Source organism: Flavobacterium azizsancarii (genome assembly GCF_027980145.1).
Taxonomy (GTDB): Bacteria; Bacteroidota; Bacteroidia; order Flavobacteriales; family Flavobacteriaceae; genus Flavobacterium; species Flavobacterium azizsancarii.
This window is the reverse complement of the sequence record NZ_JAMZNK010000002.1, coordinates 187,203-201,656: the sequence shown is the minus strand read 5'-3', so window position 1 is coordinate 201,656 and position 14,454 is coordinate 187,203. Positions and strand designations below refer to the sequence as shown.

Genomic DNA, 14,454 nt, shown 5'->3' with positions numbered 1-14,454 from the left:
CTGATTTTGTATAAAAAAACCACCTGAAAGCTCAGGTGGTTACTTTTTATGATAATTCAATTTCTTATCTGTTTTCGATCCAGTCTACCATCAATTTACGTTCAGCAAAAAACCATTGATTATTTTGTTTCACAAATTTGTCATGGTATTTAATATAAGCGATCATTAATTTCTGAACTCCATCTTTGATCGTCTGATGATGCGCGATGCAATACGCAAGGCCAGTTGCGGAATCTCCATCTAATTGTATACTTTTTTGCCCGTTAAAGTGCATTGTGGCATTATAAGAATTTAGATTATCAAACACAGGAAAAAGGTCATTTCGCTTGCTGATAACCATTGTTGGTTCAGGAGCCTTTGCATCCATAAATACCACAAAATTAGTATCTTCTGTAAATAACGCCATTTGCCCTTTTGCATCACGGGTATCAGCGCAAAATGCATATTTGTCTATTAATTCGCTAATGGCCAATCGATCTGCAGTTTGCTGTAATTGTTCTTCGGTATTCATTGTTTTTTAATTTTATGTTATTAAATACTGGCAGGTGTCACGCCAAACTTCTGCTTGAAAGCGGTGTAAAAATGAGAGAGGTTTTCGAAACCTAATTCTAAATAAATCTCAATAGGCTTTTGCTTTTTTTCCTGAATAAGCTGATAGGCTACTGTTAATCGTTTTTCCTGTAACCATTTGCGTGGCGAGGTTTTGAAAATTTGACTAAAATCTCTTTTAAAAGAGGCCAGACTTCTTCCTGTAAGTTTAGCAAATTGCTCAACTGATACATTATAATGATAGTTTTGAAGCATAAATTTTTCGAGATCAATTTTATAAGGTTCTGAAAAATCAAATAAAAAGGACTTCAAAGAGGGATTTAGATGTAACAATAATGCCAGGGCTTCATTTGTTTTGATCATGGCTAATTTTTTGCTTACATCTTCTGACTGTTCTATATAAGCCAATAAGGATTGAAAATAGCCTTTCATCAACGCATCCGGTTTCAGTAACATCACTTTGTCTCCCCTATATGGTTTACTTTCATAAATGCCATTGTTTATTGCGTATTCACGCAGGACATCATCTGTAATAATTATAGAAATGCTTTTATAAACCTCATCTCCAACAGGAAACTTCATCGATTTTGCCAATTGATTTTTCTGCACCAACAGCATTTGGTTCTTTTTTAGAACCAATTTTTCACTTTGATACTGAACACGTGTTTCTCCGGAAAACTGAAATGCCAATACATGATGCGGTACAAATTGATCATAACCACGTTCGTCCTTAAACAAACACGAATACACAAAGCTGTCTTCTAAAACTTTGGTTTTGGGTTGTACTTCTTCGTTCATTGTTGCTGAGATAAGAGGTATTGATTATATACTGTATTTCTTGCATCAGTATTGCTGTCGATAAACATCAGCAAGGTCATCAATGCTATAGTGGTAATACCAATGGCCCGCCATAAAGGCGTATTGAGAAACACAATCAACAATGCTGCTGCAATAATAATCAGCGGAAGTACCTTGAAAACCATTGCAAGTTCACTTTGCGATTTTGCAGTACGTGCTGTTTCTGTAGTAATAAAGGCTTTTGCATCTGTTCTATAAGCAGTTTCGAATTGTGCAATTCTGGGTTTATTGGTAAAATACAAACCTGCCGAAATTACGAGGATCAAAACGCCTGATACTAATATAGGCCACACAAATGCTTTTGCCATAGGCGTTTTACCAAGCTGCCAAAATCCAAAGGCTATTATAAAAAACAATAAACCAAATAGCAAAGTTATTTTAGAAGAAAAAACCTCCGCTTTAGCCCAATCTGTACTTACTTTTAAAATATCCATCTTGTTATAATTTTATATTACAAATTTACAGCGTTTTATTGAATGAAGTATTTTCTATATGGTTCAATTATTATTTGGTATATGGCTCATTTTTATTTTATTATGGCAGAGATGTTTTTCATCTTATGGAAGATTATACACTCCTGAACATGATTATAAATAATATTTATAACTGCAAAAAATTATTAATTTGATTAATAACAAGACCTGTCCTAAATTTGTCCTGTCAAATCAGAACAAATGATTTGTAGTAACAAAAAATAACTATTAAAATTTAAGATCATGAAATTTACAAGAAGAGCAAACGCAAACTGGAAAGGTACAGGAATGGAAGGAAAAGGAACTATTACTACACAAAGTACAACCTTGAATGAGGCACAATTATCTTTTAAAACCCGTTTTGAAGAAGGTGTAGGTACTAATCCTGAAGAATTAATTGCAGCAGCCCATTCCGGTTGTTTTACCATGCAATTAAGCTTTTTACTTACTGAAGCCGGTTTTACTCCGGAAGATTTGAATACTGAAGCCAAAGTTACTTTTGAAGATGGCACCATTACATTGATTCAATTAATCCTGAATGGGAAAGTTCCCGGAATTTCTGAAGATGATTTCCAGAAGGCAGCGCAAAAAGCAAAAGAGATTTGCCCTATTTCAAAATTATTGAATACTGAAATTACTTTGTCAGCGACACTAATTGCATAATGCAAAACAGCTTTTTATAATTGATATATCACAAAGCCTGACGTCTCTTCGTCAGGCTTTCTTATTATTACATGAATTTACTTACTGATTTTACAAAATAAGGAGAATCGTTCCATCGTATTTTGCGATAAACAAAGTCTTTTTGAAGTGATTCCGGAAGACAATTCCAGATCGCTTCATTCATTTTTTCAAGCAGTAGTTTTTTCGAAAAAGAATCAGAAACTACTAAGCTGATTTCTCGTACCGGCTTAGGTTCTTTAAAGGGTTTAAAAAGTTTCATATCCTTTTCGTTAAGAACAGAAAGTTCCGGTATAATTGCGAATCCTAATTGCGCACGAACTAAATTCTTTAAAGTTTCGATAGAACTGATATCATAAGTAAACTGCTCTTTTATTTTTCCGGGTGTTTTGATACCGCAGATATCAAGCAATTGTGCATTGTAACAAAACTCACTATGAAGCAGTAATAATTCTGTTTTATCTCCCGGCTGAATCTCATAAAATTCGTCATTTGCCATTGGGTGAAGCTCATTTAAATAGGCTACAAAAGGTTCTTTGAAGATTGGATGTTCTATTAAATTTGAATTTCCTGTTGGTGTAGCCATAATTACCACATCCAGCGCGCCTGATTCAAGATCCTTCATTAACTGTCCTGTATTGGCTTCTTTTATAATAAAATGTACTTTGGGAGTAGCTTCTTTCATTGCCTTAATAAACAATGGAATGAGATATGGAGACAAGGTTGAAATTATTCCTAATCGGATTTCGCCTTCTAACACGTTTTTTTCGTTTACTACAAAATCGCGAATCTCATCTGCTTCTTTCAGGATCTTTCTTGCCCTGTTTATAATTTCCTTTCCCAGTGTTGTAGGTGTCAGTGGAACTTTATTGCGATCAAAGATTTTAATGCCTATTTCTTCCTCAAGATTTTTTAACTGAATTGTAAGTCCGGGTTGTGAAACCATACACGCCTCTGCTGCTCTTGCAAAATGACGTTCATCATCTAATGCTACAATATACTTTAATTGCTGTATGGTCATGATTATAAATTTATTTTATAAAGATAAAAAATAATACAATTTTTGATATAACAAAATCAGAATAAAAATTACTACTGTTTTATATTGTCTCATCATAAAAAAACTCCAAAATCATAAAATTTTGGAGTTTTAAAATTAAAGAAGTGTTTCTGATATTAAACAGTTAAAGGCTCAGCCTTAAAACCTTTGCTTTTGATGATGGCAATTATTTCGTCCTCTGTAGCTCCTTCTGATGCAACGGTAAGGATTTTATCATTATTGTTGGTGTCTACACTCCAATCGCCGATACCTTCGGCACTATCTAAATCAGATTTTACTTTGGCTACACATCCACCGCAATTAAGGGTTGTTTTGAATTGAAGATCTTTCTTTTCCATATTATTTAATGCTTATTATTGTTATTTTTATAAAGCAAATTTCCGCCATTTATGCTTCAATTTCTTTGCACTATTCCTTATTTGATTTGTGACATTTACTGATTTATATTTTATCTGATTGTTCCTCAATAATAGCCAACTTATCGCGTCTTATTTGTTTATAGTAGGAAGAAGTAAATCCGGTATATTTCTTTAATTGATTCGATAAATGTGCGGGACTGCTATAGCCTAAAGTATGTGTGATTTGAGACATTGACTGATTAGTATAAACCAGAAGTTCTTTTATTTTTTCAATTTTTCTTAAAATGATATATTTTTCAAGTGTTTCTCCTTCTATAGAAGAAAACAAAGCACTGAGCGCATCGTAACTCTTATTCAGTTTATTGCTTATTAATAAAGAGAACCTAACTGGTATTCCGGAATCTAATTGCATCGTAATCCCGGTTTCTACGAGCTCTTTGATCTTTTCTACAGTTTCCTGGGTTTTACTAAAAAGCAATTCAAATCCATACTTTTCCAACATGGATTTAATTGTGCTCAAATGCATGGTAAGATCTTCTGTATCTTTTAGTACGATGCGCCCTAATTCAATATCAATGATTTCGAACCTTAATTTTAAAAATTCCTGTTCAAGTACATAAATGCATCTGTTACACACCATCCCTTTAATTAATAATATCATAAAATTGCTTTTGAAATCTTAGCTGTAAGACTCTTTGAAAATGTAAGAAAATAAAAAACGGCGGCCAAAAAATATGAAACCGCCGTTTGGCAAACGCATCAAGGAGTTTTCTACAACTAAAATTATTTCTTTAATCTATTGGGTTTAACATATAAAACTTCTGTTAGACCCAATAGATTGCTTTATTTGATGACAGGAGGATTATAGTCTGATAAACTTGTTACTCTTACGGTGTCTATTCCTTGTAAAGACCAGGTTATAGGCATCATTGTCATGTAATTGCACTTAGGGCATTTGTCTCCTTTTGAGCCTATCATTTCTTTGTGTGACGGGCAACCTGTTATAAATTTTCCGTTTTTATCAAGTGCCTGACCCAATTCATTTTCGTACTTGTTTGTTTTTTCTACCGTGTCTTTTTTTTCTGCATCTTCAGCATTATTGTGGAGATTATCGGTATTATCAGTATCGTTTATTTTCTTAGTATCACTTCCGCACGACGAAGCAAATACTGTTATTGAAGCCAATATTATTATCACAAATTTATTTAGTTTCATCTTGATCACTATTTATTGTTCTTTGAGAATCTGAGTTTATTTTTTCCATTTCAAACGCAGGCTGTTGCTTACCACACTAACACTGCTCAAAGCCATTGCGGCTCCAGCTATCATTGGGTTGAGCAAGAATCCGTTTATTGGATATAATATACCCGCCGCAAGCGGAATACCGATAAGATTGTATATAAATGCCCAGAATAAGTTTTGTTTGATAGTGGCGACGGTTTGCTTCGACAAGCGGATGGCCTGAGGAATCTTGGTAAGATCTGATGAAATAATAGTCATCTTCGCTACATCCATTGCAATGTCGCTTCCTTTACCCATGGCGATACTTACATCAGCGGTTGCCAAAGCAGTACTGTCATTAATACCATCGCCTACCATGGCAACAACTTTGCCTTGTTTTTGTAATTCTTTTACAAAATCTGCTTTGTGCTGTGGCATTACTTCTGCTTTGTAATGTTTGATTCCTGTTTGTCCGGCAATGGCTTTTGCAGTAGCTTCATTATCTCCGGTAAGCATATACAATTCAATGCCCATTTCCTGCATTTGTCTAATGGCTTCTACAGATGTTTCTTTTATCTTATCAGAAATAGCAATAACAGAAAGTGCCTGCTTACTATTGGCAAACCAAATTACGGTTTTTGATTCTCTGCCCCATTCTTCTGCTTGTTTCAATAATGAATCGGCAATAACAATGTTATTCTCTGTCAATAATTTCCTGTTCCCTACAAAATAAGTTTCAGCCTGATAATCTGCTTTTGCGCCTTTACCTGTGATACTATCAAAATTGGATAAAACCACACTTTGTGCGCCTTTCAAATTTTTTACTACGGCTTCCGCCAAAGGATGTTCCGATTGCTTTTCGATACTGATTAAGATGTCTTTTGTCGCGTCTTGATTATCTAACCATTTTATACCGGTAACTTCTGGTCTTCCTTCTGTAATCGTTCCAGTTTTATCCAGGACGATAGCCGTAACTTTTCTTGCCAGTTCCAGGCTTTCGGCATCTTTGATTAAGATTCCATTTTCAGCACCTTTACCCACTCCTACCATAATTGCCGTAGGTGTAGCAAGTCCTAAAGCACACGGACAAGCAATAACCAATACGGTAACTGCTGCCAGCAATGCTTGTGCAACTGCATTTTCTCCTCCCAGAAAGAACCAAAGAAGGAATGTAATAATAGCGATACCAATAACAATTGGGACAAAAATACCCGCAATTTTATCTACCAATTTTTGCACGGGGGCTTTGCTTCCCTGAGCATCCTGCACCATTTTTATAATTTGGGCAAGCATGGTTTCCTTTCCTACCTTGACAGCTTTGAACCTGAAACTTCCTTTTTGATTTATAGTTCCGGCAAATACCTTTTCGTTTTCTGTTTTTAATACAGGCACAGGTTCACCGCTCAGCATGCTTTCATCTACATAGGAATGACCGGAAGTAACCATGCCGTCGACTGCAATTTTCTCACCGGGTTTTACAAGAATAATCGCATCAACACTTACGTCTTCAATAGCTACTTGTTTTTCTGTTCCGTCAGGTTGAATGACTATTACGGATTTTGGCTGTAATCCCATTAACTTTTTAATAGCTGATGAGGTATTGCCTTTTGCTTTTTCTTCTAATAATTTACCAAGAAGTATAAATGCGATAACTACAGCTGCTGCTTCAAAATAAACATGGGCGTGTAATCCGCGTTGGTGCCAGAAATCCATGAAAAGCATATTGAAAACACTGAACAAATAAGCAATTCCCGTACTTAAAGCTACCAGAGTATCCATATTGGCAGAACGGTGTTTCGTCTGTTTCCATGCATTGATAAAGAAATCTTTACCGAGCCAAAGCACTACCGGTGTCGAAAAGAACCACATGATTTCGTTACCATAAGGCATATCCATAAAGAACATACCAATAGTTACTACCGGCAACGACAAAATAACGGCCCAAATGGTTTTGGCTTTTAATTTTTTAAATTTTTCTTCATGAATCGCTTCAAGAGATTCCTGCTGTTTTGTTTCGTCAACAATAAGCAAGTCGTAACCAACAGCCTGAACTGCTTTTTGTAGTTTAACAGCATCTGTTAGATTAGGAAGATATTCTACCGTTAGATTTCCGGTTGCAAAGTTTACCGAAGCTCCCACTACTCCTAACTCATAGGTTACGATGCTTTCTGCACTTCCCGCACATGAAGCACAAGTCATGCCCAGAACCGGAAAGGTATTTCTGACTGTTGGCACACCATAACCCAGATCCTTAATTGCCTTTACGGCATTAGCAACGGTCTCATTTCCTTTGACAGTAATGGCCGCTCTGCGGTTGTTTATTTCTACTTTGTGGGTTTCAACACCTGCAACCTGTGCTAATCCTTTTTCTACGATTAATGCACAGTGCTCGCTCTCTACGTCTTCAAGAGGGATATAAATTGTTTCCTTTATTGTATTTGTCGCCATAATTCGCTTGTTGTATTTTACATGCAAAGTTGGCAACTATACACATGAATTCTATTGCGCAATTATGGATTTGATTTGTAACATTTACTTAAACCTTATCCAGTGGTTTTCTTTTTTCTTCTCGAATTTGTTTGAAATGACTTGGCGTTAATCCCGTTACTTTTTTGAACTGATTGCTGAGGTAAGCAACACTTGAATAATTAAGGCGCAGCGCAATCTCGCTTAACGATAACTCATCATAAACCAAAAGTTCTTTTACTTTTTCGACCTTTTGGGCGATAAAATATTTTTCTATCGTGGTGCCTTCCACATCAGAAAAAAGATTAGAAAGATAATTGTAATCGTGGTTGAGTTTTTCACTCAGCAGGTCAGATAAATTGCTTTTTGTATCATTATCCTGATGGTGTACAAGATCGATGATGCTATTTTTTATTTTCTCGATGATTCTGCTTTTTTTATCATCTATCACTTCAAAACCTAAGGGAATCAATGCTGCTTCGAGTGCATTACGCTTATCAGGATTGAGCTCTTTTGCCAGGGTGACTTCGCCTAACGTGATATTTGTAAAGTCTAAATCAAGTTTTTCAAGCTCATTCTCAACTACCATTATACAACGGTTGCAGACCATATTTTTAATAAATAGTATGCTCATATCTTTATTCAATCCCATTTTTATATTTTATATAATAGGCAAACTTACTATTAAAATTCTATTAACGATTATTTTTTAAAATGACTCTCTTTGATCTGTATTCTTAAACGCATTATAAATAACCGTTGTTTTTATTGGCGTTTTAAAACAAGATTTAATTGTTATGATCTTTAAATAAGACACTTATTAAATTTAAATTACTCCTGAATATTTCCCTACATTTGTTAGAATACAGCTGTCTTTTAATCTTATATATTAATAAATAAAAAGTAATAATGATTATTGAATATTTAGATAAACATAACCATATTATCACGATAAAAAGCATTGGTGAAATGCCGAAAGACTTGAGTTCTATATCCAGTTTACAGCTTATTGATTATTCGAAAGATGATGTTATAGAAATTGAAAAGCTTTTTGATATCGATACTTCGATATTGAGCAACAGTGACGATATTGAAATAAGTTCTCACTATGCGGAAAATGAAAACCAGCTGGCTTTTAATTTTTCATTTCCTTACTATTCTGATCAGAATAAGATCGAAGAGATGATTGTGTCTTTTATATTAAAAGAAAATATAATGTTTTCGTTTATGGCAGTAAATTTTGAGCAATTTATCTCCGAAACTAAAAAACATGAATATTTTGAAAACATGAAAAATTTCCCGCTCACTTTAGATTCATTTCTTCGAATGCTGATTGGGATCGTTCCGGATTATTTTGCAGATTTAACTGAAGTAATTTCAAAAAACATTAAAAACACGTATTACAATTCCCAGAAGCGAAAAGCTTTTTCAGAAAAAGAACTGGATGAATTAACGGCCCTGAAATTCGATAATTATCTTATTAGGGAATCGCTGAATGAATTTAGAAGAATTTTACTGCTATTGAAAAAGAGCAACAAATTAAGTCCCGAAATAAAGGAAGCAATTATTTTTGAACTTGAGGATCTAACAGTAATCAACGAATATGTAGTGAACAATTTTGAACGACTCGAAGATCTTAAAGATTATGTAAGCAATAAAATAGACCTGGAACAAAACCGAATCTTCAAAACATTAACGATTATCACCACTTGTATTTCCTTGCCTATGCTTATTGCCGGAATTTATGGTATGAATTTTAAATACATGCCTGAACTCGAATGGAAATACGGCTATGTGTATGCTGCAATACTATTACTGCTTTGTTTTGTTGTCCCGTTATTGTGGTTCAAACGAAAAAAATGGCTGTAATTGATTTGCTTTTTTTTTAATTTAATCCCAATCACCCCGGCTACTTAAAGTCAATTTTGTTGATTAATTCATCGTTTTTAAAATAATAGGCTTCATAAGATTTTGAACGGATTCCGTAAACAGCTTCAATGATTATTTCGTCAGCGTTTTCTTTTTTATCCATTACTAACTTTTGCTGCTCTGTTGTTAGATCTGTAATTGGGATCATTTGTTCAAATTCAAATCCTTCATCATAACTAAATTCAAGGGCGTATCTGGCGTTTTCCCATCTCATTTTAGTCTCTAATCCTTTGGTTTTTTCATTAATGGTAAAACCAATATTTTGAGTTGTCAGCAACTCTGAACCTGATTGTGTCAACATCATAAGACCTGAAATAACCATAGCAAAGTAACCTATTTTCTTAAACACAAGTTCGCTGATCCTTGGCAATAAAAACTTCATAGACCAGGTCGACAATACGGCGGCAACAGCGACTACAATACCAACATAAATAACCTTTAGGGAAATTAGCCCAAAAAGCGTGTAGAGAACAATTTTTACTAAATGCAGGATTATTTCATTGGCAGCTCGTGTGGCTATAATGCCTTCTTTTGTTAACCCGTAACGCAAATAAAACTTATTAAAAAGTAATCCCACGGCGCCTGTAAGTCCGGATAAAAAACCTGCCGTAAAACCAATTGCTCCCAATGCCAGATTACTTGGTTTATCTACTGTATTGATCTGTTTTGATTTTTTGAACAAAAACGGAATGTTTCCTACTAAGAATAATCCCATTGCGATTTCTAAGTAAACGGGATTTACAAATTTCAGTAACCATGCTCCTAACCAAACTGCGGGTAATGCTGCCGGCACAAAATATTTTACGATATGCCAGCAAATATGTTTCCTGAAAACGATTAACCGTGAGGCAGAACTCGTAAAAGTTCCTATAGATAATGCTGCGGGAACCTGGCTTATTGGCAAAAGCCTGCCTAAAACCGGAATTAATAATAATCCTGCTCCGCCACCACAAATAGCACTTATTGAAAAGGCAAGAAAACTGCAAATAAAAATTATTAAAAGTGTTGTAATCATTGCCGTTTTCTAATTATTGTTATAGTTGATGGTGCTTATTATGAACCAATTGAAAGTAAGTGCAAAAATAATTCTATTTAATTTTTTGAGCGTAACCAATTAAATTAAGATATCCTTAAAATACGCTCTGATCGCTTGAAAAATAGAACTCCTAAAATCTTATTTTTTAGTAAACTATTATAAAAAAGACACAAAAAAACCTATTCCGTTATGAAATAGGTCTGCATTTTTGATTGAAACTAAGCGATGATTAAAACCCAACAAGGTAATAAGGTTATACATCTGACACTTGTTGTTTTAATGCCAGATGTATTTACAAATCAACCTCCAATTAAATTCTTATTTTACTGTATAAATAATATGGTTTGCTTCACAAAGTCTGAAATAGCCTAGTGCAAAATTATTAGTATCAGTTGTATTGATTATATTTCCTCTGATATTAGCCGGTACCGAACCAAAAGGATTCGAACTTGAAGCCTGTAAAATTAAATTCATGTAATTAAAAAAGTTTTTAGAAATACCACGATGTGTGATATCAAGAACTTTTCCCGGTTTTAGATCCGTATCTGCATATTTTTCAACTATTTCATTCCCATTAACAAATTCATCACTTGATGGTGAATAATCCGGATAAGCAAGAAAATCAGTTTTATAATCCGTTAGATAATAATTGACCTGATCAGCCGGGTCTTTATAATAAAATGATACTACAATAAGATCAGGACCAGTTATATCTGCCATAAACTCCTGATCTACTCTTTCTATTGGCGGCACAGCAACTAATTTTTCTGTAGCCGTTAAAGTCTGTCCGTCTACTTGTACAAATAATTTATATTCCATATCAATTGCAGGCACAAAATTAGTACACTTATATAAGCCAGGTTCAGATTCATTAAACGTAAAAATAACTCCATCACTATTTTCAACTCTTACCTGTGCTCCTGAAACTTTTGGTGTCGTTGGACTGTAATAAGGTGCCATTCTGCTTATTTTTATGGTCTGTTCACTTCCGCTGGTTCCTTTCTCCCAAATTATTTCGGCGTCGATCACTATTTTGGGATCTCCTGTTTCCAGATCAAGTTCAACCACTTTGTCACAGGACAAAAAAAGTAAAACAAAAAGAAGGCTAAATAAAGTAAATGCTTTACTTTTTAAATTGTATTTTTTTAATCTTAGCATGCTATTAAAATTTAAAATTATATGTAACACCAGGTATTAATCCGTAAATAGATAACTGTCTGGACTCATTCGTTCCTGTATTATCATTTTGTGAAAAAGTCATCGATGCAGCATTTTGCCTGTTGTAAAGATTGTAGATACTAAATACCCAATAGCTTTGCCATCCTTTCTTTTTATCCGGTTTAGGAGTGTAGGTCGCACCAATATCCAAGTGATGATAGGCAGGAAGTCTGTTGGCATTTCTCAATGTATAGTTGGCTACATTTATACCGCCAAATTCATAATAACCGTTTGGATATGTTACCGGCTGACCTGATTGTAAACTAAAATTAGCATTAAACGACCATTTACGATTGAATTCGTAATTTGCAGTAACATTCAAATTATGCAGTTTATCGTATCCGGACAAATACCAATCTCCGTTGGCGATACCCGGTTCGCTTGGTGTTCTTCCGGGTGTTCTTTGTTCTGCCCTGGACAAAGTATAAGCAACCCATCCTGTAAAACGCCCTGTGTTTTTTCTGAACAATAACTCCATACCATATGATCTTGCTTCCCCGTTCAGGATATCTTGTTCGATATTATTGTTCCCTAATAGATTTGCACCATCGATGTAATCGATACGGTTTTTAATTTTTTTATAAAACAATTCTCCTTCAAATGAATATTCACGTTCTTTCAAATTTTTAAAATATCCTACTGCATATTGGTCCAGCATTTGCGGTTTTGTAAAAGGTCCGCTTGGTGTCCAGATCGTCATAGGCAACGGTGCACGGGTATTCGACAACATATGAATGTATTGCGCCATTCTGTTATAACTCGCCTTTACCGAAGTTTCATCATTAAAAGCATATGATAATGCCAATCGCGGTTCAAGATTATCAAACTTGCTGATGGTTTTTCCTTTTCCGTAATAAGTACTTCCAGTTGGCGTTCCTTCTTCATAAATATGATATAACGGATTGTAAACTACTGCTTGTCCATTTTCATAGGTACTTATATTTTCATCACCTAAACGTAAAAATGTACTATAACGAAGACCATAACGAAGGTTCAGTTTTTCTGTCACCTGATTTTCAACATCAAGATAAGCAGACGTTTCTAAAGCATATTTTTTATCTAACTGATTGTAATTAAACTGTGAACCAATACCTTGAGGCTGTATAGTTCCAGGATTAAAATCATAATACAAACCATCAATACCATAGTTCAGTTTAAAATTGTCTGATATGGTGTGATTCCAATTGTATTTAAGCCCGTAGTTGGTAATTTTACTATCCCATTCAAATTTTTGAAATGGTATTTCCAGATTAAACTTATAATCACTGTAAAAAACAGAAAGATTCGTATTTAAATTGTCTGAAAATCTATGTTTCCAGCTAAACGTTCCCATAGTATTACCATAAGTAGTGTTGAAAAAATTGTTGATATTAAATAAATCATTTCCCGTATAACCGGAAAAAGCTATTGTATTATTGGCTCCCAAACGATAATTAAACTTAGCATTAATATCATAAAACATGAGCGAACTCTTGATATCAGTAAGTTTTAAAAATAAATGCGCGTAAGAAGCACGTCCTGCAATAATAAATGACCCAACATCTTTCTTTATAGGACCCTGTACCAAAAGTCGGCTTGATATAAGACCGATACCTCCGTTTACTTTATATTCATTAAGATCTCCAGTTTGCTGACTTACGTCAAGAACTGAAGAAACGCGTCCTCCAAATTTAGACGGAATCCCTCCTTTGTATAAATCTAATCCGCTAACAATATCTGCATTAAAAATAGAAAATAAACCAAACATATGAGAATCCCCGTATACCGGAGCACCATCTAAAAGAATCAAATTCTGGTCAGCAGCACCCCCACGTACATTAAAACCTGACGAAGCTTCTCCGGCACTTGTAACCCCAGGCAAAGTTAGTAATGATTTTAAGGGATCCGGTTCCCCCATAGCAGTCGGCAGTCTTTTAATCTCAGCCATCGAAAGCTTGTTTACACTCATTTGAGTATTCTTTACGTCAACGGCCTTGCTTGTCGTGATAATCACCTGCTCTAATTGCTGACTGTCAGAATCCATTATAAATTTCATTCTTGCATCATCAGTTATTTCAACCTTTCTTTCCTTATTGGTAAGCCCTATATAACTAACCGCAACAGTATAAGTTCCGTTATCAAGCTCTATAGAAAACATTCCGTTTTTGTCCGTTATCACACCGGTTTCTACTTCTTTGACATAGACATTCGCACCAATAATAGGTTCGTTACCATCATCAAGAACCTGTCCTGTCAGCTTGTTTTTTTTTTTAGCTGTAGTTGATTTAGACGTTTTTTTCTTCACAAAAATATTATTCCCTACTATCGAAAACTGAATAGATGCACTTGTATTCAAGTCGTTTAAAAGATTTTCTATTTTGATATTTTTATAGCTGTGCTTTTTTGTAAAGTATTTTTGTTCTGTATTAATCTGATCTGTAAAAGCAAATTTAAAGTCGGTTTGATTCTCAATTTCCTTAAAAAATTCTTTTAATGTAACCGTTTGATCTACCGTAACGGTAATGTTCTGGGAGAACACAGACAAACTGAATAAAAAAAAGCATGCTGAAATTATATGCTTCATGAAATTTTGTATTTTTGAATATTATTAAATGGGATAGTTTT

14 protein-coding genes are annotated in these 14,454 nt (G+C 34.5%); 2 read left to right on the top strand and 12 right to left on the bottom strand.

What is annotated here, in order from left to right; translation table 11 throughout:
* Positions 1-64: 64 nt before the first annotated feature.
* The 3 genes from NJT12_RS01995 to NJT12_RS01985 are packed head-to-tail and all read right to left on the bottom strand — an operon-like array spanning position 65 to position 1,841.
* Positions 65-511, bottom strand: coding sequence for a nuclear transport factor 2 family protein (locus NJT12_RS01995; RefSeq protein ID WP_271334259.1), 447 nt, complete (start codon positions 509-511; stop codon positions 65-67).
* 20 nt (positions 512-531) lie between these two features.
* Positions 532-1,347 (bottom strand): helix-turn-helix domain-containing protein, encoded by an 816-nt coding sequence (locus tag NJT12_RS01990; protein WP_271334258.1) that lies wholly within the window; start codon positions 1,345-1,347, stop codon positions 532-534.
* Positions 1,344-1,841, bottom strand: a complete 498-nt coding sequence (locus NJT12_RS01985) for a hypothetical protein (protein ID WP_271334257.1) — start codon at positions 1,839-1,841, stop codon at positions 1,344-1,346. Before NJT12_RS01985 ends, NJT12_RS01990 begins: the two co-directional genes overlap by 4 nt.
* A 282-nt stretch (positions 1,842-2,123) precedes the next feature.
* On the opposite strand from NJT12_RS01985, the gene NJT12_RS01980 reads away from it, so the two are divergent.
* On the top strand, positions 2,124-2,543 hold the full coding sequence (locus NJT12_RS01980) for an OsmC family protein (RefSeq protein WP_271334256.1): 420 nt from the start codon (positions 2,124-2,126) through the stop codon (positions 2,541-2,543).
* Between the two features lie 67 nt (positions 2,544-2,610).
* On the opposite strand, the gene NJT12_RS01975 is transcribed toward NJT12_RS01980, so the two are convergent.
* The 6 genes from NJT12_RS01975 to NJT12_RS01950 all read right to left on the bottom strand — a co-directional run bounded on the left by NJT12_RS01975 (position 2,611) and on the right by NJT12_RS01950 (position 8,301).
* On the bottom strand, positions 2,611-3,582 hold the full coding sequence (locus tag NJT12_RS01975; RefSeq protein ID WP_271334255.1) for a hydrogen peroxide-inducible genes activator: 972 nt from the start codon (positions 3,580-3,582) through the stop codon (positions 2,611-2,613).
* A 155-nt stretch (positions 3,583-3,737) separates the two neighbouring features.
* Entirely contained in the window at positions 3,738-3,959 is a 222-nt protein-coding gene (locus tag NJT12_RS01970) for a heavy-metal-associated domain-containing protein (protein WP_271334254.1), read from the bottom strand.
* Positions 3,960-4,062: 103 nt separating this feature from the next.
* Entirely contained in the window at positions 4,063-4,641 is a 579-nt protein-coding gene (locus NJT12_RS01965) for a helix-turn-helix domain-containing protein (protein ID WP_271334253.1), read from the bottom strand.
* 182 nt (positions 4,642-4,823) lie between these two features.
* Positions 4,824-5,195 carry a hypothetical protein gene (locus tag NJT12_RS01960; RefSeq protein WP_271334252.1) on the bottom strand — a complete coding sequence of 124 codons (372 nt, stop codon included), beginning with the start codon at positions 5,193-5,195 and terminating at the stop codon, positions 4,824-4,826.
* A 36-nt stretch (positions 5,196-5,231) separates the two neighbouring features.
* Positions 5,232-7,649, bottom strand: a complete 2,418-nt coding sequence (locus NJT12_RS01955) for a heavy metal translocating P-type ATPase (RefSeq protein ID WP_271334251.1) — start codon at positions 7,647-7,649, stop codon at positions 5,232-5,234.
* Positions 7,650-7,737: 88 nt separating this feature from the next.
* Positions 7,738-8,301 (bottom strand): helix-turn-helix domain-containing protein, encoded by a 564-nt coding sequence (locus NJT12_RS01950; protein WP_271334288.1) that lies wholly within the window; start codon positions 8,299-8,301, stop codon positions 7,738-7,740.
* Positions 8,302-8,576: 275 nt separating this feature from the next.
* Between NJT12_RS01950 and NJT12_RS01945 the strand changes: the two genes are divergently transcribed.
* Positions 8,577-9,536 carry a CorA family divalent cation transporter gene (locus NJT12_RS01945; RefSeq protein WP_271334250.1) on the top strand — a complete coding sequence of 320 codons (960 nt, stop codon included), beginning with the start codon at positions 8,577-8,579 and terminating at the stop codon, positions 9,534-9,536.
* Positions 9,537-9,576: 40 nt separating this feature from the next.
* Here the strand turns inward: NJT12_RS01945 and NJT12_RS01940 are convergent, their stop codons facing one another.
* From NJT12_RS01940 to NJT12_RS01930, 3 genes are all read right to left on the bottom strand, one after another.
* Positions 9,577-10,611: a sulfite exporter TauE/SafE family protein gene (locus NJT12_RS01940; RefSeq protein ID WP_271334249.1), complete on the bottom strand. Its 1,035-nt coding sequence runs from the start codon at positions 10,609-10,611 to the stop codon at positions 9,577-9,579.
* A 339-nt stretch (positions 10,612-10,950) separates the two neighbouring features.
* Complete coding sequence (locus NJT12_RS01935; protein WP_271334248.1) at positions 10,951-11,790, bottom strand: DUF4249 domain-containing protein; 840 nt, start codon at positions 11,788-11,790, stop codon at positions 10,951-10,953.
* A gap of 4 nt (positions 11,791-11,794) precedes the next feature.
* Positions 11,795-14,413 (bottom strand): TonB-dependent receptor, encoded by a 2,619-nt coding sequence (locus NJT12_RS01930; RefSeq protein WP_271334247.1) that lies wholly within the window; start codon positions 14,411-14,413, stop codon positions 11,795-11,797.
* Positions 14,414-14,454 lie beyond the last annotated feature (41 nt).